Source organism: Mycobacterium decipiens, assembly GCF_963853665.1.
Taxonomy (GTDB): domain Bacteria; phylum Actinomycetota; class Actinomycetes; order Mycobacteriales; family Mycobacteriaceae; genus Mycobacterium; species Mycobacterium decipiens.
Window position 1 is genome coordinate 1823777 of sequence record NZ_OY970459.1, and the last position, 21109, is coordinate 1844885.

The 21109-nt window shown below is 65.6% G+C and carries 20 protein-coding genes; 17 read left to right on the top strand and 3 right to left on the bottom strand.

The window, feature by feature from the left end; all coding sequences use genetic code 11:
• Nucleotides 1-56 precede the first annotated feature (56 nt).
• On the bottom strand, nucleotides 57-1148 hold the full coding sequence (locus AADZ55_RS08300; RefSeq protein WP_085323849.1) for an NADH:flavin oxidoreductase: 1092 nt from the start codon (nucleotides 1146-1148) through the stop codon (nucleotides 57-59).
• A 216-nt stretch (nucleotides 1149-1364) separates the two neighbouring features.
• Here AADZ55_RS08300 and AADZ55_RS08305 point away from each other — a divergent pair, with 216 nt between their 5' ends.
• The 12 genes from AADZ55_RS08305 (at nucleotide 1365) to AADZ55_RS08360 (ending at nucleotide 15091) form a co-directional block, all read left to right on the top strand.
• The gene (locus AADZ55_RS08305) at nucleotides 1365-2516 is read left to right on the top strand and encodes an acyltransferase family protein (protein WP_133056396.1); all 1152 of its coding nucleotides are present in this window, start codon (nucleotides 1365-1367) and stop codon (nucleotides 2514-2516) included.
• Nucleotides 2517-2634: 118 nt separating this feature from the next.
• The gene (locus AADZ55_RS08310) at nucleotides 2635-3420 is read left to right on the top strand and encodes an SDR family oxidoreductase (protein ID WP_242670008.1); all 786 of its coding nucleotides are present in this window, start codon (nucleotides 2635-2637) and stop codon (nucleotides 3418-3420) included.
• A 64-nt stretch (nucleotides 3421-3484) separates the two neighbouring features.
• Nucleotides 3485-4681 carry a cytochrome P450 gene (locus AADZ55_RS08315; RefSeq protein ID WP_085323847.1) on the top strand — a complete coding sequence of 399 codons (1197 nt, stop codon included), beginning with the start codon at nucleotides 3485-3487 and terminating at the stop codon, nucleotides 4679-4681.
• Nucleotides 4682-4691: 10 nt separating this feature from the next.
• Nucleotides 4692-8093 carry a carboxylic acid reductase gene (car, locus tag AADZ55_RS08320; RefSeq protein WP_085323846.1) on the top strand — a complete coding sequence of 1134 codons (3402 nt, stop codon included), beginning with the start codon at nucleotides 4692-4694 and terminating at the stop codon, nucleotides 8091-8093.
• Between the two features lie 136 nt (nucleotides 8094-8229).
• Nucleotides 8230-9168 (top strand): 2-oxoglutarate and iron-dependent oxygenase domain-containing protein, encoded by a 939-nt coding sequence (locus tag AADZ55_RS08325; RefSeq protein WP_085323845.1) that lies wholly within the window; start codon nucleotides 8230-8232, stop codon nucleotides 9166-9168.
• An 18-nt stretch (nucleotides 9169-9186) separates the two neighbouring features.
• A complete protein-coding gene (locus AADZ55_RS08330) occupies nucleotides 9187-9582 on the top strand; it encodes a nuclear transport factor 2 family protein (RefSeq protein ID WP_085323844.1) in 396 nt (131 codons plus the stop codon).
• 67 nt (nucleotides 9583-9649) lie between these two features.
• Nucleotides 9650-10387: a 4-hydroxy-tetrahydrodipicolinate reductase gene (gene dapB / locus AADZ55_RS08335; protein ID WP_085323976.1), complete on the top strand. Its 738-nt coding sequence runs from the start codon at nucleotides 9650-9652 to the stop codon at nucleotides 10385-10387.
• A gap of 8 nt (nucleotides 10388-10395) precedes the next feature.
• On the top strand, nucleotides 10396-10851 hold the full coding sequence (locus AADZ55_RS08340; protein WP_085323975.1) for a hypothetical protein: 456 nt from the start codon (nucleotides 10396-10398) through the stop codon (nucleotides 10849-10851).
• 46 nt (nucleotides 10852-10897) lie between these two features.
• Nucleotides 10898-11350, top strand: a complete 453-nt coding sequence (locus tag AADZ55_RS08345) for a flavodoxin family protein (protein ID WP_085323843.1) — start codon at nucleotides 10898-10900, stop codon at nucleotides 11348-11350.
• Between the two features lie 127 nt (nucleotides 11351-11477).
• Complete coding sequence (locus tag AADZ55_RS08350) at nucleotides 11478-12614, top strand: PPE family protein (RefSeq protein ID WP_085323842.1); 1137 nt, start codon at nucleotides 11478-11480, stop codon at nucleotides 12612-12614.
• Nucleotides 12615-12994: 380 nt separating this feature from the next.
• Nucleotides 12995-13825: a PPE family protein, SVP subgroup gene (locus AADZ55_RS08355; RefSeq protein ID WP_085323974.1), complete on the top strand. Its 831-nt coding sequence runs from the start codon at nucleotides 12995-12997 to the stop codon at nucleotides 13823-13825.
• Between the two features lie 84 nt (nucleotides 13826-13909).
• Entirely contained in the window at nucleotides 13910-15091 is a 1182-nt protein-coding gene (locus AADZ55_RS08360; RefSeq protein WP_085323841.1) for a PPE family protein, read from the top strand.
• 172 nt (nucleotides 15092-15263) lie between these two features.
• Here AADZ55_RS08360 and AADZ55_RS08365 read toward each other — a convergent pair whose 3' ends face one another.
• Nucleotides 15264-15590, bottom strand: coding sequence for a PE-PGRS family protein (locus tag AADZ55_RS08365; protein WP_085323840.1), 327 nt, complete (start codon nucleotides 15588-15590; stop codon nucleotides 15264-15266).
• 133 nt (nucleotides 15591-15723) lie between these two features.
• Between AADZ55_RS08365 and AADZ55_RS08375 the strand changes: the two genes are divergently transcribed.
• The 3 genes from AADZ55_RS08375 to AADZ55_RS08385 are packed head-to-tail and all read left to right on the top strand — an operon-like array spanning nucleotide 15724 to nucleotide 18817.
• The gene (locus tag AADZ55_RS08375; protein WP_085323973.1) at nucleotides 15724-16515 is read left to right on the top strand and encodes an SDR family oxidoreductase; all 792 of its coding nucleotides are present in this window, start codon (nucleotides 15724-15726) and stop codon (nucleotides 16513-16515) included.
• Nucleotides 16512-17717 carry an acyl-CoA dehydrogenase family protein gene (locus tag AADZ55_RS08380; protein ID WP_085323839.1) on the top strand — a complete coding sequence of 402 codons (1206 nt, stop codon included), beginning with the start codon at nucleotides 16512-16514 and terminating at the stop codon, nucleotides 17715-17717. Before AADZ55_RS08375 ends, AADZ55_RS08380 begins: the two co-directional genes overlap by 4 nt.
• Entirely contained in the window at nucleotides 17714-18817 is a 1104-nt protein-coding gene (locus tag AADZ55_RS08385; protein WP_085323838.1) for an acyl-CoA dehydrogenase family protein, read from the top strand. Before AADZ55_RS08380 ends, AADZ55_RS08385 begins: the two co-directional genes overlap by 4 nt.
• A 73-nt stretch (nucleotides 18818-18890) precedes the next feature.
• Here the strand turns inward: AADZ55_RS08385 and AADZ55_RS08390 are convergent, their stop codons facing one another.
• Nucleotides 18891-19631 carry a dienelactone hydrolase family protein gene (locus AADZ55_RS08390; protein WP_085323837.1) on the bottom strand — a complete coding sequence of 247 codons (741 nt, stop codon included), beginning with the start codon at nucleotides 19629-19631 and terminating at the stop codon, nucleotides 18891-18893.
• Between the two features lie 96 nt (nucleotides 19632-19727).
• Here AADZ55_RS08390 and AADZ55_RS08395 point away from each other — a divergent pair, with 96 nt between their 5' ends.
• Together AADZ55_RS08395 and AADZ55_RS08400 are read left to right on the top strand one after the other, a co-directional pair.
• Nucleotides 19728-20528: a thymidylate synthase gene (locus tag AADZ55_RS08395; protein ID WP_085323836.1), complete on the top strand. Its 801-nt coding sequence runs from the start codon at nucleotides 19728-19730 to the stop codon at nucleotides 20526-20528.
• Complete coding sequence (locus AADZ55_RS08400; protein WP_085323835.1) at nucleotides 20525-21010, top strand: dihydrofolate reductase; 486 nt, start codon at nucleotides 20525-20527, stop codon at nucleotides 21008-21010. Before AADZ55_RS08395 ends, AADZ55_RS08400 begins: the two co-directional genes overlap by 4 nt.
• Nucleotides 21011-21109 lie beyond the last annotated feature (99 nt).

Below are 21109 nucleotides of genomic sequence, written 5' to 3' on the forward strand. Positions count from 1 at the left end.
CCGGTTTCGTCGGCTACCGTCTGGCACCTGCTCGTGCGCGGCGCGGCGTGCCCGGGTCAGGACAGGGTCGCCAGGATGGCTGGGTCGTAGGGGGCCATCTCGGCCAGTTCGCCGCGCAGCACTCTTGCCGCCCAGTCCGGGTTGGCTAGCAGCGCCCTGCCCACTGCGACGAGGTCGAATTCGTTGCGTTCCAGGCGGGCGACCAGCTCGCCGATGCCGGTCACGCCGGACCGCTGGGTGAAGCCCGAAGTGAAGTCGCCGCCGTCGCCGTACTGCTGGTCCATGCCAACCGAGCCGACCGTCACGGCGACCTTGCCGGTGAGCTTGCGTGCCCAGCCGGCCAAATTGAGGTCGCTGCCGTCGAATTCGGGCAGCCAGTAGCGGCGAGTGGAGGCGTGGAACGCGTCGACACCGGCGTCGGCCAGCGGGGTCAGCAGTTGCGCCAACTCGTCGGGATTCTCCGCGATGCGGGCCTGGTAGTTGTTCATCTTCCACTGGGAGAGCCGGAAGAAGATCGGGAATCCCGGGCTGACGGTCGCACGGATGGCCTGCACGATCTCGGCGGCAAAGCAGGCGCGGGAGGCGGGATCGCCGCCGTAGCGGTCGGTGCGCCGGTTGGTATCCCGCCACAGAAAACTGTCGATCAGGTAGCCGTGCGCGCCGTGCACCTCGATGCCGTCGAACCCGAGTCGCTCGGCGGTCGCGGCGGCTTCGGTGAACGCGGCCACCGTGTCGTCGATGTCTCGCTGGGTCATGGCTTTCCCGGTGGGGGTGCCGTCGAGCCCGAGCCCGGACGGGCCTTCGGCGGGCGGGTCGGTTTCGGTGCGCGCAAGCCCGGTGTGCCACAGCTGCGGAATGATCCTGCCGCCGGCCTGATGCACTTGCCGCGCCACGTGGGCCCAGCCGGCGAGGGACTGCTCGCCGTAGAAGTGGGGCACGTTCTCGAAGGCGCCGGCAGCGGCGCAGTTGATGTAGGTGCCTTCGGTGATGATCAGTCCGACCTGGTTGGCCGCCCGGCGGGCGTAGTACTTAGCCACGTCCGGACCGGGCACGCCACCGGGGGACTGCGTCCTGGTCATCGGTGCCATCACGATGCGGTTGGGTAGCTTCAGATTGCCCACGATGAACGGCTCGTCCAGGCTGGCCATTATTTCTCCTGAATTGTTTGCGTTGCTAATACGCAGACGCTCTATGCGCGTCTGTTTTCGATATAGTAACGCGCTTCAGGTTGGGTCGCTGTGTAGTGGACCGAAATCGGATCCACTGGATAGCATTACTCGATTCGGTGGATCGAAATAAACGTGTTGACGATATCCGAGGGGTTCGTCAATAGTGGTCCGAGTTGAAACTAGAAAGGAGCGGTTGTGCCCGCGCTTGAATCCCCAACCCGCTCGATTCGCATGCCGTCATTGTCCGGTCTGCGAGCGATCGCGGCCGGTGCCGTGCTGGCCGTTCACCTGTTCGGTCTGTGCCCCGGCGTGCCGTCGGTGTTCACGACCTTGGGGCCGTTGACTTTCTTCTTCATACTCAGCGGGTTCATTCTCACATTGGCTGCCGATCCGAACGACACCGCGTGGCTGTTCTGGCGTCGGCGTCTGGTGAGGATATTTCCGAACCATTTAGTGACTTTCGCGATCACCATTGCGTTGATGGTCTCTGCCAGCGTGCCGATCATGGTGATCAACACGATTCCGGTGCTGTTGCTGATCCAGGCTTGGATTCCCAACTTCGACGCGCTCGGCGGGCTGGTCGGTATCAATGTGCCGGTTTGGTTCCTCTGCTGTGAGGTAATGTTCTACCTCGCGTTCCCATGGCTGATCCGGTTGATCAAGCGCATCCGCGGCGAGCGGTTGTGGTGGTGGGTGGCAGGTGTTGTCACGGTGATCATCGTCGTCCCGTTCGTTGCCCTGATGTTGCCGGCACAGCCGGTCACGTCGTGGGCCCCGACGATTCCACTGTGGCAGAGCTGGTTCGCCTACGGCTTTCCCGTCGTCCGGCTGCTCGAGTTCGTTCTCGGTATTCTGATGGCGCGAATCATGATGACCGGCAAATGGATCCGCCTGGGCATGGCGCCGGCGTTTCTTTTAGTCCTCACCAGTATGGTGATCCAGTCCAACCTGCCCGGTGTATTCCGCGTGTCCGCTGCGCCGGCCGCGCTTCCGATCGCACTGGCGATCGCAGCATGCGCCAGCGCCGACATGTGCGGTGTGCGAACGCCTTTCAGCGGTCGGACCATGGTATGGCTCGGCGAGATCTCGTTCGCCTTCTATATGGTGCACTGGCTCGTCATCGAGTACGGCCCGCTCGACGCCGTGCACGCTACGGGCGGAGTGGTGACTGCATCCTTGCCGATGTGGCTGGTCCGCGGCCTGCTGACTGTCGTGATCAGCTTCGCCCTCGCGGTGGCCCTCTACCTGCTGGTCGAACGGCCCGCGGTTCGACGCTTCAGTCGACCGGCCAGCAGGAGTGAGAGGTCGGTCGTGGTCCCTGGCATGGTGGCCGAGGCAATAGCGTAGATATTCCTCTTGAATCGCATGATGCGATTTGGCGGATCGAAATAATCATTTTGACCGCACCGGCAAAATTGTTGATACTGGTTTCAGTATTTAACCGAGGTAGAGCGTGGAGTCCAGGGTGAGTCAGAGTCGCCTTAGCGCGTCGATTTCCGACGAGTTGGAAGGTAAGCGGGCCGTAGTTACCGGCGGTAGCCGTGGTATCGGCGCCGCGATCGTGCAAAAATTGCTCGACACCGGCGCTACGGTTGTCACCGGTGCTCGTAGTTCGACCGAGAAAACGCCGTCTGCTGCCAAGTTCGTGAGAGTGGATTTCAGCACGCCCGACGGTGTGCGCGAATTCGCGGATGCCGCATTGGAAATCCTTGGCGGCGTGGATATCATCGTCAACAACGCGGGTGGTTGTCGCGCCTTTCAGAGTGCGTTAGACATCGAGAACGACTGGCAATACACGATGGATATCAATTTCCTTGCCGCCGTTCGACTCAATTCCGCACTCGTGCCGTCCATGCGCGCGAGCGGCGGCGGGGTCATCCTGCACGTTTCTTCTATTGCCACCATTTCGTCTTACCCGATGATCCTGCACTATGCCGCCGCCAAGTCCGCCCTCGAGGTATACAGCAAGGGGCTCGCGGTCGAGTTGGCGCCGCAGGGTATCCGCGTCGTCGCCGTTTCTCTTGGAAATGTGATGACACCAGGGGCAGACGAGGCCCGCGAGAAGGTTCTCGAGTATCTCGGCCAGGATCGGCGATCGGGTTCGGAAACATGGGCCGACGAAATTCCGCTCGGACGGATCGGTCAGACGTCCGACATCGCGGAGGCGGTTGGTTTTCTGATCTCCGAACGCGCCAAATGGATCACCGGCAGCAATCTCGTCATCGATGGTGGGCGCGTCGCGGCTCTGTGAGTCGACGATCAGCAATACAAGTATTCGCCGGCGATTGCTTGCCGGGGCTGAAAGGGATGACAGGATGACCGCGACGGGGGAAGAGGTGCTGGCCTATCCGTTCGGTCCGGTCGACGGGCTCGAGGTGGATTCGGCGCTGGCCGAGATGTGCCGGGAACAACCGGTGCTGCGCGTGCGTCTGCCTTTCGGCGGAGACGCCTGGCTGGTGACGCGCCACGCGGATGTCAAGACGGTGCTGTCCGATCCGCGGTTCAGCCGCGCCGCCGCCGTGGGCGAGGACGTGCCCCGAACGATCGCTGCCGGATTACCCAGCACATCGATGCTGAGCATGGATCCGCCGCAGCACAGCCGACTGCGGCGCCGTGTGATTCGCGCGTTCACGGTCCGTCGCGTCGAATCGTTGCGCCCGCGCGTCCAGCAGATCGTGGACGGGCTGCTGGACACCATGATTGCCGCCGGATCGCCCGGCGACCTGGCCAAGGCGCTGACCTGGCCACTGCCGATCACGGTGGTCTGCGAGTTGCTCGGCGTGCCTATTACCGACCGCGACCGGTTCACCGTCTGGGTGGACGACCTGCTCATGCTGTCCGATCCGGAACAGGCCACGCAGGCCCGTGAACACCTCAATGACTACCTCGCCGGTCAAATCGCCCGGCGTCGCGTTGCCCCCACGGATGATCTGCTCGCGGCACTGGTCACCGCACCGGACGACGGGGATCGGCTCAACGACGAGGATCTGATCGGCATCGGGGTGAGTCTGCTGTCCGCCGGCCACGAGGCCACCGCCAACCAGCTCGGCAACTTCGTCTACACATTGCTGACCAATCTCGAGTTGTGGCGGAAACTCGTTGCCCAGCCCGGTCTGATACCCGCCGCGGTCGAGGAGCTGTCCCGAACAATCCCGATCAGTGCTTCCGCCGGCTTCACCCGTATCGCCACAGCGGACGTCGAACTCAGCGGCAGAACCATCCGCGCCGGCGACGCCGTGGTGGTCGAATTCTCCATGGCCAACCGGGATCCCGAGGTGTTCGACCACCCCGAGGTGATCGACTTCCATCGCAGGAGCATCCCACATCTCGCCTTCGGCTACGGGGTGCACCACTGCCTCGGCGCGCAGTTGGCGCGGATGGAGTTGCGGCTCACGCTCGAGTCCCTGATTCGCCGGCTGCCCGGTCTGCGCCTGGCGGTGCCGGCGGAGCAGTTGTCCTGGCGGACCGATCGTCTCATCCGCGGGCTGGACGCGCTGCCGGTCATCTGGTGATGAGCTGATCATGGCCGAAGCGCGAGCGGCCATCACCACGGTCGTGCATGATCCGAGCAAGGGACTCGCCCAGGTCATGGCGGCCGTCATGGAGGGTCACGGGGACCGGCCGGCCCTGGGCGAACGCGCCAGGAAGTCTGCGACGGGGCGGCTGCTCCCGAGGTTCGACACCATCAGCTATCGCGAGCTGTGGGCCCGCGTCCGTGCCATCGCCAGCGAGTGGTACCACGACCGGCGGTATCCGTTGAGCGCGGGCGATCGGATCGGCATCCTGGGTTTCAGCAGCACCGACTACGCGACGCTCGACCTGGCATGCATGCACTCGGGCATCGTGTCCGTGCCCTTACAGTCCAGCGCGCCACTGTCGCAGCTGTGGCCGATTATCGCGGAGACCGAGACCCACGTGCTCGCGGCAAGCATTGAGCGCCTGAATACCGCTGTCGAAGCCGTCATCGGGGGCACGTCGATCCAGCGCGTGATCGTATTCGACTATCACCCCGAGATCATTGGTCAGCGCGAAACCTTCGATTCCGCGCGGCGGCGCCTGGCCGACCTCGGCCGCTCGGTGGTGGTCGAGTCGCTGGCCACGGTAATCGAACATGGTACCGACCTGCCGCCGGCTCCCCTGTTCACCGCCGACGCGGGCGAGGATGCCTTGGCCCTGCTTATCTACACGTCCGGCAGTACCGGGACCCCCAAGGGGGCCATGTACACCCAGCGGCTGGTCCGCACCATATGGAACGGGTTTACCTACGGGTCCGACGACGTTCCCCCAATCGGCGTCCACTACCTGCCGCAAAGCCATCTCGCCGGTCGCATGTCGCTGATGGGTCTGCTCGCCCGCGGTGGTATCGGCTACTTCACCGCCGCGAGCGACCTATCCACCCTGTTCGAGGACATTGCGCTGGTTCGGCCCACGGAGCTGACCATGGTTCCGCGCGTGTGCGATGTGCTTTTTCAGCACTACCAGAGCGAACTGGCCAGGCGAGGTGGCGAGCCGGGTGACATCGAGATGGCCGTCAAGGCCGACCTGCGGGAGAACTTACTGGGCGGACGTGTCGCCAAGGCTTTCGTCGGTACCGCCCCACTATCCGCCGAGATGGTGTCGTTCGTCGAGTCCTGCCTGAATCTGCACCTGCACATCGGTTACGGTTCCACCGAAGCCGGTGGAGTGCTGCTCGACACGGTGGTGCAACGTCCGCCGGTGATTGAGTACAAGCTGGTCGACGTCCCGGAACTGGGTTACTTCCGAACAGATAGGCCGCATCCGCGGGGGGAGCTGCTACTCAAGTCGGAGACCATAATTCCCGGGTACTTCAAGCGACCCAAGGCCACCGCCGAGGTGTTCGACGAGGATGGCTACTACCGAACCGGTGACATCATGGCCGAGATCGGCTTCGACCGGTTGGTCTACGTGGACCGGGTCAAGGACGTCCTGAAACTGTCCCAGGGCGAGTTCGTGGCCGTCTCCCGCCTGGAAACCATCTTCCTCGGCAGCCCCCTGATCCGGCAGATCTTCTTGTACGGCAACAGCGAGCGCCCCTACCTGCTCGCGGTGGTGGTGCCCGCCCCGGCCGCGTTGGCCAGGGCCGGTACGGACGTCAAGTCACTGCGGAAACTGCTCACCGAATCACTCCAGCAGATCGCCAAGGGTGCCGAACTCAACCGGTACGAGATCCCGCGTGACGTTCTGATTGAACTCGAACCCTTCACTGTTGGGAACGGACTGCTTGCCGACAGTCACAAACTGCTGCGGCCCAGACTCAAGCAGCGCTACGGCCGGGCCCTCGAACAGCGCTACATCGAACTTGCCGACGCACAGGCCGAGCAGTTGCGCCAACTGCGGCAAGCGGGGCCGGATCAGCCGGTGCTGGAGACGGTCTGTCGGGCTGCCCAGGCACTACTAGGCCACCCGACCACCGACTTGCGCGCCCAGGTGCACTTCACCGATCTGGGTGGGGATTCCCTGTCCGCGCTATCGTTTTGCACCCTTATGCAGGACATATTCGGCATTGAGGTTCCGGTGGCAGTGGTCATCAGCCCGGCCAACGACCTGCCGAAGGTGGCGAAATACATTGAGGCACAACGCGAATCCAGGGCAACTCGGCCAACATTCGCCTCCGTACACGGCGAGAACTGCTCCGAAGTGCGTGCCGCAGACCTCACCTTGGACAAGTTCATCGACGCATCGACGCTCGCCGCCGCCGCCATGCTGCCCCGCCCCGCCGGGGCGCTGCGGACCGTCTTGCTGACCGGGGCCAACGGCTACCTCGGCCGATTCCTGTGCCTGGAGTGGCTTCAGCGCCTGGCGCCCGCGGGCGGCAAGTTGATCTGCGTCGTCCGCGGTAGCGATCCAACCGTAGCGGCGAAGCGGCTCGAGCAGGCCTTCGACAGTGGCGATGCCGAACTGCTCGAGCGGTACCAAAAACTGGCCGAGGCGGCCCTCGAAGTGCTCGCGGGTGATATCGGTGAGCCGCACCTGGGCTTGGGCGGGGACACCTGGAACCGGCTGGCCGACACCGTGGACCTGATCGTCCACCCGGCGGCCCTCGTCAACCACGTGCTGCCCTACTCCGAGTTGTTCGGGCCCAATGTCGTTGGTACGGCGGAACTCCTTCGATTGGCACTCGCCACGCGGATCAAGCCCGTCACGTATGTATCCACCGCCGCTGTGCAGACCGGAGCTGCCGCCGCAACCGTCGACGAGAACGCCGACATCCGTGCCACCAGCCCGGTGCGGCACATCGATCAGGGCTACGCCAACGGGTACGCGACCAGCAAGTGGGCCGGCGAGGTTCTACTCCGCGAGGCACACGATCTGTTCGGTTTGCCGGTGGCCACTTTCCGGTCGGACATGATCCTGGCGCACAGCAGGTATCTGGGGCAGTTGAATGTGCCCGACATGTTCACCCGCCTGCTGCACGGCGTGGTTGCCACCGGCATCGCGCCGGGCTCGTTCTATCGGACCGGCACACGCGCGCACTACGACGGGCTGCCGGTCGACTTCACCGCCCAGGCGATTGCCATGCTGGGCGCGCAAGCGATCGAGGGTTACCAGACATTCAATGTGGTGAACCCGCACGACGACGCCATTTCGCTGGATACCTTTGTCGACTGGCTCATCGCGGCCGGCCACCCGATCCAGCGGGTCGTTGACTATGACGACTGGCTCACCCGATTCACGGCGGCGCTTCGTGCCCTACCGGACAAACAGCGTCAGCACTCGGTGCTGCCCCTGCTGCACGCCTTTGCGCAACCCCAGCACGCCAACCCCGGTTCGGTGCTACCCGCCGAACGCTTCCGCGCCGCCGTGCAAGCCGCCAAGGTCGGTCCCGAAGAGGACATTCCCCGGCTATCGGCAGCCCTCATTGGCAAGTACGTAACCGACCTTCGCCACCTGAACCTGCTTTAGCTTCGCTTGGTCAGGCAGCGCGGGCGGAGCGGGACTTCGTCCACGGAAATGCATAGAGCAACGCCATAGAAAGAGAGGAAACCTTGATGTCGAGTATTTCTCGTGAAGAGCGGTTCCCGCGGGGCATCGAGCCCGAATGACCGGCGCGACCACCTCCTGTGTCCCCATTGTTGACTGCTCGGCATTGCGCATCGATCCCGCTGAGCCTGCGCTCACCGAGCAGGTCGCGGCGGCCTGCCGGGATTTCGGCGGATTTGTCGCCACCGGCTATGGACTCACCGCCACCGGCGAGGCGTTCCGGCAAGCGCGGCGGTTCTTCGAGCTGCCAGTGGAAGTCCGGCGGTCGGTCGCGGCCGACCGTAGTAACCATGGCTGGATCGAGCACCGCTCGGAGACCAGCCACGGTCGGGAACCGGACCTCAAGGAAGTGTTCCAGATCGGGCCGGATCTTGGCCCGGACCACCCGTTGGTGAGGGCCGGCACCCCGTTCCACGGGCCGAACCGGTGGCCGAGGCAGCTGCCCGGCTTTGAACACGCCGTGGTGGCACTGTTTGATCAAGTGCAGGAGCTGTGTCGGGACCTGAGTGTGCCGCTGGCGCGTGGACTAACGCTGGGCTCCGATGGACTGCGCGTGCACCTCGCCGAGCCATACACGTGTATGCGACTGCACCGCTACCGGGTGGTCGATCCGCACTTTGCCCGCACCGGTGAGAAGTTCGGACACGCCCCGCACACCGACTTCGGCCTGCTCGGCATCGTCTTGCAGGAGGACGGCGGGGGGCTGCAAGCCGAACACAACGGAGAGTGGATCGATATGCCCGGCGGCGGTGACCTGATCACCGTAATAGTCGGCGACCTGCTGGCATGGTGGAGCGGTGGGCAGTATCGGGCGCTGCGGCACCAGGTACCCACTCCGCAGCAGCGGGACCGGTACTCGATCGGGCTGTTCGTGAACCCCGCGTTCAGCCGGTCATTGCACCCGCTGAACGACACCGATTCCGAACCGCGGCGGTGCGGGGAGTTCATCCCCAACCTATTCGACAGACCCCGGAACCCGGCAACCGTGAAATTTTGAGGAACAGGAGAGCTCGATATGGAACAGGATATCGGTGAGATGGCGACCAGCTTCCTGCGGCGTCTGGAGGCGTACGACTTCACCGGTGCTCGGACTATGTGTACCGACGCAGCCACCGTGTGGCACAACGACGCTAGCGGGGAGCAGACGGTCGGTGCGGTGTTGGAGCATTTTGAATCCTTTGCCGCAACAGCCAATTCACTGCAGTTCGATGTAGTCCGGCAGTTCAAAAATTCCAACGAAGTACTCCAGCAACACGTACTGCGTCTGAGTATGGCCGACGGGTCGTGCAGCGAGGTTCACGCCGCGGTGTACTTCCGGTTCGAGCACGGCCTCATCGACCGCATCGAGGAGTTCATGTATTCGGTGCCAGCGGACCAGGTGCCACAGTTTGCACCTTCGCACGACCACTGACAGATCGCTGGTGAGGTCCTCCTAGCACCAAATTCTGGACCAAGCCGCCCGGTCTAGGGTGAAGGCCATGCGGGTAGCGGTGCTGGGAGCCAAGGGCAAAGTCGGTGCGACGATGGTTCGGGCGGTGGAGGCGGCCGACGACCTGACCCTGTCCGCTGAGGTGGATGCGGGTGATCCGCTGAGCCTGCTGACCGAAGGCAACACCGAGGTCGTCATCGACTTCACCCACCCGGACGTGGTGATGGGAAATTTGGAGTTCGTCGTCGAAAACGGAATTCACGCCGTCGTCGGAACCACGGGCTTCACCGCCGAGCGGTTGCAGCAAGTCGAATCGTGGCTCGCCGCAAAGCCCCACACATCGGTGTTGATCGCGCCGAACTTCGCGATCGGAGCGGTGCTGTCCATGCATTTCGCCCAGCAGGCCGCGCGGTTTTTCGACTCGGCCGAGGTCATCGAGCTGCATCACCCGCACAAGGCTGACGCTCCGTCGGGCACAGCCGCGCGCACCGCGAAGCTGATCGCCGAGGCCCGAAAAGGCCTGCCGCCCAACCCCGACGCCACCAGCACCAGCCTGCCGGGCGCGCGCGGCGCCGACGTCGACGGCATACCGGTGCACGCGGTGCGGCTGGCCGGCCTCATCGCTCACCAGGAGGTGTTGTTCGGTACCGAGGGGGAGACGCTGACCATCCGCCACGACAGTCTCGACCGCACATCGTTTGTGCCGGGTGTGCTGTTGGCGGTGCGCCGTATCCGGGAACGCTCTGGTCTCACCGTAGGTCTTGAGCCCCTACTCGAGCTGCGATGACCGCGCCGATGACCGGACGCACCCTGCATATCCAGTTGCTGATCGCGTTCCTGTGCGTGGCGATGTCGGTGTACCTGGTCATACTTGGACGTATCGCCGTCGCGATGATCGGTTCGGGCCGGGCCGCGGCGGTCGGTCTGGGGCTGGCGCTGCTGATCCTGCCCGGCATTGGACTGTGGGCCATGATCGCCACGCTGCGGGCCGGATTCGCGCATCAGCGGCTGGCCCGCTTGATCGCTGAAGACGGACTGGAGCTCGATGCCAGTGCGCTGCCGCGCCGGGCTTCGGGTCGCATTGAGCGTGCCGCGGCCGATGCGTTGTTCGATACCGTGCGCACCGAGCTGGACAGCGACCCCGACGACTGGCGCCGCTGGTACCGGCTGGCCCGCGCCTACGACTACGCGGGGGATCGGCGTCGCGCGCGGGAAGCGATGAAGACGGCACTGGAGCTCGAGGGACGCTGATGCACCACCTGGTCGATTGCTCCGCTTTTGGTCCGAGGGGCCTGCGGTGCCGCGCCTCTTGATCGTTCACCACACGCCGTCTCCGCACCTGCAGGCGATGTTTGAGGCGGTGGTGTCCGGTGCGACCGATCCCGAGATCGAGGGCGTGGAGGTGGTGCGGCGACCCGCCCTGACGGTTGCGCCCATCGACATGCTGGAGGCCGACGGCTACCTACTGGGCACTCCGGCCAATCTCGGTTACATCAGTGGTGCCCTCAAGCACGCCTTCGATGTCTGCTACTACCCGTGCCTGGACACCACCCGTGGGCGTTCGTTCGGCGCATACATCCACGGCAACGAGGGCACCGAGGGAGCCGAGCGAGCCGTCGACACGATCACAACCGGCCTGGGTTGGGTGCAAGCTGCCGAGACCGTCGTGGTGATGGGCAGGCCGACCAAGGCCGACATCGAGGCATGCTGGAACCTCGGAGCAACCGTCGCCGCACAGTTAATGGGATGAGTCGGGCTCTGTGGACGCCGCGACCGGCCGCGGCGAGCTGGGCGCGCCGTGGCGGCCCTGATGGAATAATGGATGCCTTAGATGGAGCACCGGCCACCACTGCCTCGACCAGAAACGGAACGCCTAAGTGGATTTTGGAGCTCTGCCTCCGGAGATCAACTCCGCGCGCATGTACGGCGGCGCGGGCGTGACAGACCTGCTGGCGGCCGGGGCCGCGTGGAACGGCATAGCTTCGGAGTTGAGCACCGCTGCGTCCTCCTTCGAGTCGGTCATCACCCGGCTGACCACCGAGCAGTGGATGGGTCCCGCGTCGCTGTCGATGGTCGCCGCTGCGCAGCCCTACCTGGTCTGGTTGACCTACACCGCTGAATCCTCGGCGCTCGCGGCGACACAGGCCATGGCGTCTGCGGCCGCCTTTGAGTCGGCATTTGCGATGACGGTGCCCCCGGCCGAGGTTGCTGCCAACAGAGCCCTGTCGGCCGAACTGATAGCGACCAACATCCTTGGTCAAAACGTGCCGGCCATCGCGGCTGCCGAGGCACGTTACGGCGAAATGTGGGCCCAAGACGCTTCGGCCATGTACGGCTATGCGGCCTCCTCGGCGGTGGCCGCCAGACTGAACCCGCTGACCAGGCCGTCGCACAGCACTAATCCGGCCGGGATCGCCAACCAAGCCGCCGCTGTTGGCCGGGCCGCCGCGTCCGGTTCCGCGCAGCAGGTAGGTCTTAGCAACCTGATCACCAACGTCGCAAACGCTGTCATGAGCCTCGCCTCCCCAATCATGTCGGCGGCCGATGCGGCGGGGCTGGACGCGCTCAGGCAGATACTCACGCATCCCCTAAATCCGTTCGTACTAAACGTGTTTCACGGTTTGGGCGGCGTGGCGGACTTTGCCCTGAACGGCATGGCCAACGCGGCGCTCCTCGTCGCCGGCGACCAAAGCGTTGGCATCGGTAGCGCCGCCATTGCGGGTAGCAAGCTCAAAGCAGCTGCTGTGGCCCCAACACCGCTGTCGGCCGGTTTGGGCAGTGCGTCCACGGTCGGTCGCCTGTCGGTGCCGGCCAACTGGTCTACCGCGATACCGGCGACGACCGTCCGTACCGCCGTGGACGGCACCGGCTGGGCGGTTCCCGACGAGGACGGACCGATCGCAGCGCTGCCGCCTGCGCCTGGAATGGTCGCAACCGCCAGGAGCGCCGCCGTCGGCGCCGGGCCGCGGTATGGGGTCAAGCCGACTGTGCTGCCCAAGCAAGGCCTCTTCTGATCCAGCCGACACCGGGTGGGGTCCGGCGTTGTCGAAGGAAATGGCGGGGCCCAATCGGCAAGAAAGCTCCGTCAGCGCGCTGCTAAACGGCTGCCGGAGCCACAAAGCGCTAACAATCCTGCGCGGTGTGTTTCATTTCGCTGCTGCGGTCACCGGTTTGATGCCACGCTCGAAAGGACCGTGTTAAAACGGCCGGCGCCGGCGTTAAGAAGCCGTAAATGGACCTAGCGCTAGCACCTTTCCACCAGGTCTGTGGAGGTATGGATCGTTAGCCTTAATTCTGCGTACACAGGCTCTGATCAGCTAACGCGCAGGGGTTGATCAGCAAATACACAGGTTCCGAACCCTGCAGGGCCTATTTCACACATGAGGAGCATTCGATGTCATTCCTGACGACACAGCCGGAAGAGTTGACTGCTGCGGCTGGCAAGCTGGAGACCATCGGCTCCGCGATGGTCGCCCAGAATGCGGCCGCAGCGGCCCCGACCACTACGGGCGTGATTCCCGCGGCCAGTGATGAGGTATCGGCGCTGCAGGCGTCGTTATTCACCGCGTACGGCACTCTCTACCAGCAGGTCAGTGCCGAAGCAGCGGCGATGTACGACATGTTTGTGAAGACCCTGGGGATCAGCGCTGGTACGTATGCCGCCACCGAGGCCGCCAACTCATCCGCGGCGGCTTCGCCCTTGTCGGGTCTCGCGAGCATCTTGGGTTCCACGCCTAGTCAGTTGCCCCCCTGGGTGTCCGATATTGCCAACATCTTCAACATTGGCGCCGGGAACTGGGCCTCCGCCGCGTCGGACTTGTTAGGGCTGACCAGTGGTGGTCTGCTTCCAGCAGCCGAGCAGGCCGCCGTCGCGGAGGGTTTGGAGGGCGCCGGCCTGTCGGAGTTGGGGGCGGCAGAGGCGGCCGTCGGCGAGGCTCCGATCGCGGCTGGTCTGGGCGCGGCCCCGCTTGCGGCCGGCCTCGGTCGGGCATCGTCGATCGGTGCATTGTCGGTGCCGCCCAGCTGGGCCGGACAAGCCACCCTGGTATCGAGCACCAACACCCTGCACGGCGCTGGCTGGACGACCGCTGCGCCGCAATCCGCCGCGGGGACGGTCATTCCCGGGATGCCGGGATTGGCCTCGGCCACGCGCAATGGCGCCGGCTTCGGTGCACCGCGCTACGGCGCCAAACCCATCGTCATGCCCAAGCCGGCGGTCGTATAGGGAGCCGGGTCAATGCGATTGCTCGCACCTGAGAAGTAAGCGGAATTCGGTCGATAGACGTCAATAGAGAATCGGGATAGGAAAATGGATTTTGGAGCTTTACCCCCGGAAATCAACTCCACACGTATGTACGTCGGTGCTGGTGCAACACCCATGATGGCCGCCGCCGCGGCGTGGAACGGCCTGGCCGTCGAGTTGAGCACCACCGCATCGTCGGTCGAGTCGGTAATCATGCAGCTGACCACGGAGCAGTGGCTGGGTCCGGCATCGATGTCGATGGTCGCGGCCGCCCAGCCGTATCTGGCCTGGTTGACCTACACAGCTGAATCGGCGGCCCATGCGGCAGCACAGGCCATGGCATCGGCGGCCGCCTATGAGGCGGCGTTTGCCATGACGGTTCCGCCGGCGGAGGTCGCTGCTAACAGGGCGCTGCTCGCGGCACTGGTAGCGACGAACATTCTGGGTCAAAACACACCGGCAATCATGGCGACCGAAGCCCACTACGGCGAGATGTGGGCTCAAGACGCGCTGGCGATGTACGGCTATGCGGCCTCCTCTGCGGCGGCCGGAACGTTGAATCCTCTGATAACGCCGTCGCAGACCGCCAACCTGGCCGGGCTGGCCAGTCAAGCCGCCGCGGTCAGCCAAGCCGCCGCGGCCGGCACCGCTCAGCAGGTGGGGCTGGGGTCGCTGATCAGCAACCTGCCGAACGCGGTAATGGGGTTTGCTTCCCCGCTGACAACGGCGGCCGACGGGTTGGGTGGCATCATTCAGGACATCGAGGACCTGCTCGGTATCCCGTTCGTGCAGAACGCCATCAATGGCGCGGTCAACACCGCTGCGTGGTTCGTCATGGCCGCCATCCCCAACGCCGTGTTCCTCGGACACGCCCTTACCGCCCTGAGCCCGGCAGGCGAGGCCGCAGCCGTCGACGCCGTTCCGGCTGCCGCGGCAGCAGCGGGTTTGACGCACGCGGTAGCGCCAGCGGGCCTTGGTGGAGCCCCGCTGATGGCGGGGCTGGGCGAGGCGTCCTCGGTCGGCGGCCTGTCGGTCCCGACGAGTTGGTCCGCCGCCGCTCCGGCAATGACTTCCGGCAGCACGGCATTGGACGGGTCCGGTTGGGCGGTCCCCGAGGAAGCCGGGCCGGTCACCGCAATGCCGGGCGCGCCGGGGATGGCGGGGATTTCGGGGAAGGGCGCCGGTGCCTATGCCGGGCCGCGATACGGATTCAAGCCCATCGTCATGCCCAAACAGGTCGTCGTTTGATACGGCACAGATGAACTGTGCCCAACCAGCGACCGACTCGAAATGTGGTGCTGCAAAAGCATGGCCGCGACCGGCGGCTCATGCCACGCGCCCGAGTTCGCCGGTCGTGTCGCCCACCGGGGCGATCGGCCGCCCGATGTTTCGACCGGCCGATTCCCGAAGCCGGGAGCCTCTAACCGTGGCCGGAACCGCAGCCGACGCCGGGGATGCAGCCGCTGCCGCCCGGCACGCCGCCCGGACCTGCGTTGGCCCCTCCGGAGCCGCAACCAACGCCGGGGATGCAGCCACTGCCGCCCGGACCGCCGCCGGGACCGCCGGTCACACCGCCGGAACCGCAGTTGCCGTTGGCGTCGCAGCCGCCTCCGCCTGGCTCGTTAGTCGCAAAATGAGTGGTCACAGTGGTGGCCGTTGCCGGGCCGGCCGAGAAAATTTCAGCCGCCGCCGTGGGTGCTACGGCAATCGCTGTAGCGACAGCCCCAGCCACCACCAGTGGTTTCATGGGGTTAAATTTCGCTAACATTCTTGTCGCATACCACGTGTGCGCGGGTATGAAACATTTGCCCGTGAGATTGGGCGCTACCGATGTTCGCCACTGGCGGAGTCCGGCCACCACAGCAACCGAAGGCAAACATATGACCGCACTGGATCTGACCGGCCGTACCGCCATAATCACCGGCGCATCGCGGGGCATCGGGCTTGCCATCGCCAAACAGCTGGCAGCCGCCGGGGCCCAGGTGGTGCTCACCGCCCGCAAGCAGGAAGCTGCCGACGAGGCCGCGGCACAGGTCGGTGAGCGCGCGTTGGGCGTTGGTGCGCACGCGGTCGACGAGGATGCCGCGCGGCGCTGTGTGGACCTCACCCTCGAGCGCTTCGGCAGGGTGGACATCCTGATCAACAACGCCGGAACCAACCCGGCCTACGGTCCGCTGATTGACCAAGACCACGCCCGCTTCGCCAAGATCTTCGACGTCAACCTCTGGGCACCGCTGATGTGGACCTCGCTCGTCGTGAAGGCGTGGATGGGTCAGCACGGTGGTGCTGTGGTCAACACCGCCTCCATTGGCGGGATGCACCAGTCGCCCGCCATGGGCATGTACAACGCAACCAAAGCCGCGCTGATCCACCTCACCAAGCAGTTGGCGCTGGAACTTTCACCGCGCATCCGGGTGAACGCGATCTGCCCCGGCGTGGTTCGCACCAGGCTCGCCGAGGCGCTGTGGAAGGACCACGAGGATCCGCTCGCGGCGACCATCGCGCTCGGGCGTATCGGGGAGCCCGCCGACGTGGCGAGTGCGGTCGCATTCCTGGTGTCGGACGCCGCGAGCTGGATCACCGGCGAGACGATGGTGATCGACGGGGGTCTGGTGCTCGGCAACGCGCTGGGGTTCCGGGCACCGCCGCACGGCGGTAATGGTCAGCAATGAGCACTGAGGAAGGCAGCACGGCCGACCTGAACGCGCGGGTAAAGACGCTGCTGGACGAACACAACCCGGCCACCAGCGACCCGCGGGAGTTTCTCGGCGCGCGGTTCGACGCGGGGCTGGCGTGGGTGTACTTCCCGCGGGGCGAAGGCGGATTGGACCTGCCGCGAACGTGCCAGGCTCAGGTCGACGCGCAGCTCGCGGCCGCGGGCGCGCCACCGGCCGGCGGCGGCAGAAACATCATCGGGATCGGTATGGCGGCACCGACGATCGCGGCGTTCGGGACGGCGGAACAGAAGCGAAAGTTTCTGCGCCCGTTGTTTACCGGTGAACACCTCTACTGCCAGTTGTTCAGCGAACCGGGTGCGGGGTCTGATCTCGCTGCGGCGGCAACCCGCGCCGTCCGCGACGCGCATCACCCGCAGGATTGGATTGTCAACGGACAGAAGGTTTGGACATCGATGGCGCAGCACGCGCAGATGGCGATCCTGGTCGCTCGCACCGATCCGACGGTGCCCAAACACGCTGGCCTGACTTACTTCCTGTGCGACATGACGCAGCCGGGCGTCGACATTCGGCCGCTACGCCAGATCACCGGCGAGGCGGAGTTCAACGAGGTCTTCCTCACCGATGTCCGGGTGCCCGACGCGAACCGGCTCGGCCCCGAAGGTGGTGGCTGGCGGGTCGCGACCACCACGTTGAACAACGAGCGCGTCGCTATCGGCTCGCGAACCGGCCTTCCCCGGGAGGGCGGAATGATCGGCAAGGTTGCCCAGGCGTGGCGTGACCGACCGGCGTTGCGTAACCCGGCTATGCACGACGAGATGATGCGGCTGTGGGTGGATGCGGAGGTGTTCCGCCTGACCGGTGAGCGGCTGCGCCAGCGGGCCGCTACCGGCCAGCCCGGCCCAGAAGGTGCCGGCATGAAGGTGGCTTTTGCCCGTCTGGCACAACAGATCTCGGGTTTCGAGCTGGAACTGCAGGCCGAATCCGGACTGCACTATGACGACTGGACTTTGCGTAGACCCGAAACGGTCGACTTGACCGGTCGCCAGGCTGGCTATCGCTACCTGCGTGCACGCGGCAACTCGATCGAGGGCGGCACCTCAGAGATCTTGCGCAACACGATCGCCGAGCGGGTGCTCGGCCTGCCCGGTGAGCACCGCGTCGATAAGGACGTCGCCTGGAAGGACTTGGACAGGTGAGCGCCGCGGACTTGTTGTACTCGGACACCGAGGACGCGTTGCGGGACAGCGTTCGGCAATTGTTCGCCGACCGATGCCCGCCGGAATTGGTAGCGCAGGCCTACGAGATGCCGCCGCACGACTTTTCGGCGATCTGGCGGACGCTGGCCGCCGACCTGGGGGTGGCGGGGTTGCTGGTGCCCGAGGCGCTCGGCGGCGCCGGCGCGGGTGCCCGCGAGACCGCGGTGGTCATGGAGGAGATCGGCCGGGCCGTCGCACCCGTGCCATTTTTGTCCAGCGCCGTGCTGGCCACGGTTGCGCTGCTGCACGCCGGCGATACCGAAACGCTGCCGGCGTTGGCGCAGGGCGTGCGCACCGCGGCGCTGGTGGTGCCGCTGTCGACGGCGCCCGGCGAGCCGGTCGCGGGGGTGAGCATCGGCGCCGACGGCCTGACCGGTTGGGTCGGCAACGTGGCGGGCGCGAGCGAAGCCGACATCCTGGTGGTGCCCGTCGCGGGTGAGGATGGAACCGAGCTGCATACCGTCATTCGCGACGCGGCCGGCGTCGAGGTGTCGCCGCTGCTGGCGCTGGATATGACCAGACCCCTTGCCCAGGTGCGGTTCTCAGGGGCGCGGTCGGCGCGGGTCGGCACCGGCCCGGCGCACGGCGCGGTCGCGGCGGCGCTGGAGACGGGCGCGACCCTACTCGCCTCCGAGCAACTCGGGCTGGCGCAATGGTGTTTCGACACCACGCTGGCCTATACGAAGCAGCGCAAGCAATTCGGCCGCGCGATTGGGTCGTATCAGGCGATCAAGCACCGCCTGGCCGACCTGTGGTTTGAGGTGAGTTCGGCCACCGCGGCGGCCCGATACGCCGCCGACACCCGCGCTCGCGGCGACGCAGACGCGGCCATCGCCGCGGCCATCGCTCAGGCCTACTGCAGCGGTGTCGCCGTGCACGCCGCCGAGGAGTGTGTCCAGCTGCACGGCGGTATCGGGATGACCTGGGAGTATCCGGCGCATCTGTACCTGAAGCGGGCCAAGAGCGACCAGTTGGCCCTGGGCACCGCCTACCGACACCGCGCCCGATTGGCCGCGTTGGTCGACCTGCCGGCCAGCTGAGTCGTTCGGCGAGCAGACGCAGAATCGCACGACACGCCGCCGGCTTGTGCGATTCTGCGTCTGCTCGCCAGGCCTAGGGAGCCAGTGTGGCGCCGAACAACTCCGTCATCGCCGCCCAATGCCGTTCGTCGGCTGCGGTGTCATAGGGCGGATTGTCCGGGACCGCGAACCCATGGGCGGCCGGGTACCACTCGATGCGGTGCTGCACACCGGCCGCTGTGAGTGCCTTGTCGAGTTGCTCGGCGTGGTCGGTGGTGAACGACGCGTCGTTCTGGGCGCCGCCGATGTACACGGTGGCGCTGATCTGGTCGGCCAGCAGGTGTGGGCTGTCCGGGTTGTCGGTCACCAGGCCGCCGCCGTGGAAGGACGCTGCGGCGACAACACGGTCGGCTTGACGGCCAGCGATCACCAGTGACATCCGCCCACCCATGCAGTAACCGCAGACACCGAATCGTTGGCCGGCCACCTCCGGGCGACTGGCTAGGTAGTCGAAGAGCGCGCCGGCGTCGCGGGTCACCCGGTCCGGTGTCAGGGTGCCCATCATGAACATGATCCGCGCGCGCTCTTGGGCGTCGCCGAACACGGTGGTCATATCGAACGGGGCCCAGTCGCCCTCGCGGTAGTACACATCGGGAAGCAGCACCACGTAGCCCGACCCGGCCAGCCTGGCCGCCATCTGGTCGAAGGTCACGCGCACGCCGCCCGCGTCGGGGAACATGACCACACCGGGCCAGGGGCCAGGGCCGGCTGGGGCGAACAGATGTACCGGGCAGCTGCCGTCGGGAGTGGCGACGGTGTCGGTGATCTTCGGCATGGTCTCCGTTGTACTCCGTGGCCCGAGCGCAGATCTATTGGCGTCGACCCGTCGCGCCCGCTTCGCCGCGCTTGCGATCGCCGTTAAGCTGACCGCGTGCCGATCCCGACGCCCTACGAGGACTTGCTGCGCCTCGTGCTCGGAACTGGCGCGGCCAAATCCGACCGCACCGGCACCGGAACCCGCAGCCTGTTCGGCCAGCAGATGCGGTATGACCTGTCTGCCGGCTTCCCGCTGATCACCACCAAGAGGGTCCATTTCAAATCGGTGGTCTACGAGTTGCTGTGGTTTTTGCGCGGCGACTCCAACGTTGGCTGGCTGCACGAACACGGAGTTACCATCTGGGACGAATGGGCAAGCGATACAGGCGATCTCGGGCCGATCTACGGCGTGCAGTGGCGATCGTGGCCCGCTCCTTCGGGTGAGCATATCGACCAGATCGGCGGGGCGCTTGATTTGCTGCGCACCGACCCCGACTCCCGGCGCATCATCGTGTCGGCCTGGAACGTCGGCGAAATCCCGCGAATGGCGCTGCCGCCGTGTCACGCGTTCTTCCAGTTCTACGTCGCCGATGGCCGGCTGAGTTGTCAGCTCTACCAGCGCAGCGCCGACCTGTTCCTCGGTGTGCCGTTCAACATCGCCAGCTACGCGTTGCTCACCCACATGATGGCCGCCCAGGCCGGCCTGTCGGTCGGCGAGTTCATCTGGACCGGCGGCGACTGCCACATCTACGACAACCACGTGGAGCAAGTCCGGCTGCAGCTCAGCCGCGAGCCACGGCCATACCCAAAACTCGTTCTGGCCCACAGAGATTCGATATTCGACTACACTTTCGACGACATTGTTGTCAAGGACTACGATCCGTATCCGGCGATCAAGGCTCCTGTCGCGGTATGACGGTCCTGGGCCTGATCTGGGCTCAGGCGCCCTCAGGAGTTATCGGCCGCGGCGGCGGCATCCCATGGCGGTTGCCCGAGGACTTGGCGCGTTTCAAACAGATCACCATGGGTCACACGGTCGTGATGGGCCGGCGGACCTGGGATTCGCTGCCGGCCAGCGTCCGGCCGCTGCCCGGCCGGCGAAATGTCGTAGTGAGCCGCCAAACTGGCTTCATGGCGCAGGGAGCGGAGGTGGTCGGTTCGCTCGAGGAGGCATTGAGTGAGCCGGAGACGTGGGTGATCGGCGGCGGACAGATCTATGCGCTGGCGCTGCCGCACGCGACCAGATGTGAGATCACCGAGGTCGACATCGACCTGCCGCGCGATGCCGGCGACGCACTCGCCCCGGTGCTCGACCAGGCGTGGCGGGGCGAGCCAGGCCAGTGGCGCCTCAGCCGATCGGGCTTGCGCTACCGGTTCCTTAGCTACCATCGCTCATGAGCGCCGCTTCTTCTCATCGCTTCGCTCTGCATCGTCGCGGCGCGCGCTCATGAGCGCCGCTTCTTCTCATCGCTTCGCTCTGCATCGTCGCGGCGCGCG

Excerpts from the sequence above, each read along its gene's own strand:
- AADZ55_RS08300 (WP_085323849.1), bottom strand. The coding sequence starts at position 1,148 with ATGGCCAGCCTGGACGAGCCGTTCATCGTGGGCAATCTGAAGCTACCC.
- AADZ55_RS08315 (WP_085323847.1), top strand. The coding sequence starts at position 3,485 with ATGACCGCGACGGGGGAAGAGGTGCTGGCCTATCCGTTCGGTCCGGTC.
- car (WP_085323846.1), top strand. The coding sequence starts at position 4,692 with ATGGCCGAAGCGCGAGCGGCCATCACCACGGTCGTGCATGATCCGAGC.
- AADZ55_RS08325 (WP_085323845.1), top strand. The coding sequence starts at position 8,230 with ATGACCGGCGCGACCACCTCCTGTGTCCCCATTGTTGACTGCTCGGCA.
- AADZ55_RS08330 (WP_085323844.1), top strand. The coding sequence starts at position 9,187 with ATGGAACAGGATATCGGTGAGATGGCGACCAGCTTCCTGCGGCGTCTG.
- dapB (WP_085323976.1), top strand. The coding sequence starts at position 9,650 with ATGCGGGTAGCGGTGCTGGGAGCCAAGGGCAAAGTCGGTGCGACGATG.
- AADZ55_RS08340 (WP_085323975.1), top strand. The coding sequence starts at position 10,396 with ATGACCGGACGCACCCTGCATATCCAGTTGCTGATCGCGTTCCTGTGC.
- AADZ55_RS08355 (WP_085323974.1), top strand. The coding sequence starts at position 12,995 with ATGTCATTCCTGACGACACAGCCGGAAGAGTTGACTGCTGCGGCTGGC.
- AADZ55_RS08360 (WP_085323841.1), top strand. The coding sequence starts at position 13,910 with ATGGATTTTGGAGCTTTACCCCCGGAAATCAACTCCACACGTATGTAC.
- AADZ55_RS08365 (WP_085323840.1), bottom strand. The coding sequence starts at position 15,590 with ATGAAACCACTGGTGGTGGCTGGGGCTGTCGCTACAGCGATTGCCGTA.
- AADZ55_RS08375 (WP_085323973.1), top strand. The coding sequence starts at position 15,724 with ATGACCGCACTGGATCTGACCGGCCGTACCGCCATAATCACCGGCGCA.
- AADZ55_RS08380 (WP_085323839.1), top strand. The coding sequence starts at position 16,512 with ATGAGCACTGAGGAAGGCAGCACGGCCGACCTGAACGCGCGGGTAAAG.
- AADZ55_RS08390 (WP_085323837.1), bottom strand. The coding sequence starts at position 19,631 with ATGCCGAAGATCACCGACACCGTCGCCACTCCCGACGGCAGCTGCCCG.
- AADZ55_RS08400 (WP_085323835.1), top strand. The coding sequence starts at position 20,525 with ATGACGGTCCTGGGCCTGATCTGGGCTCAGGCGCCCTCAGGAGTTATC.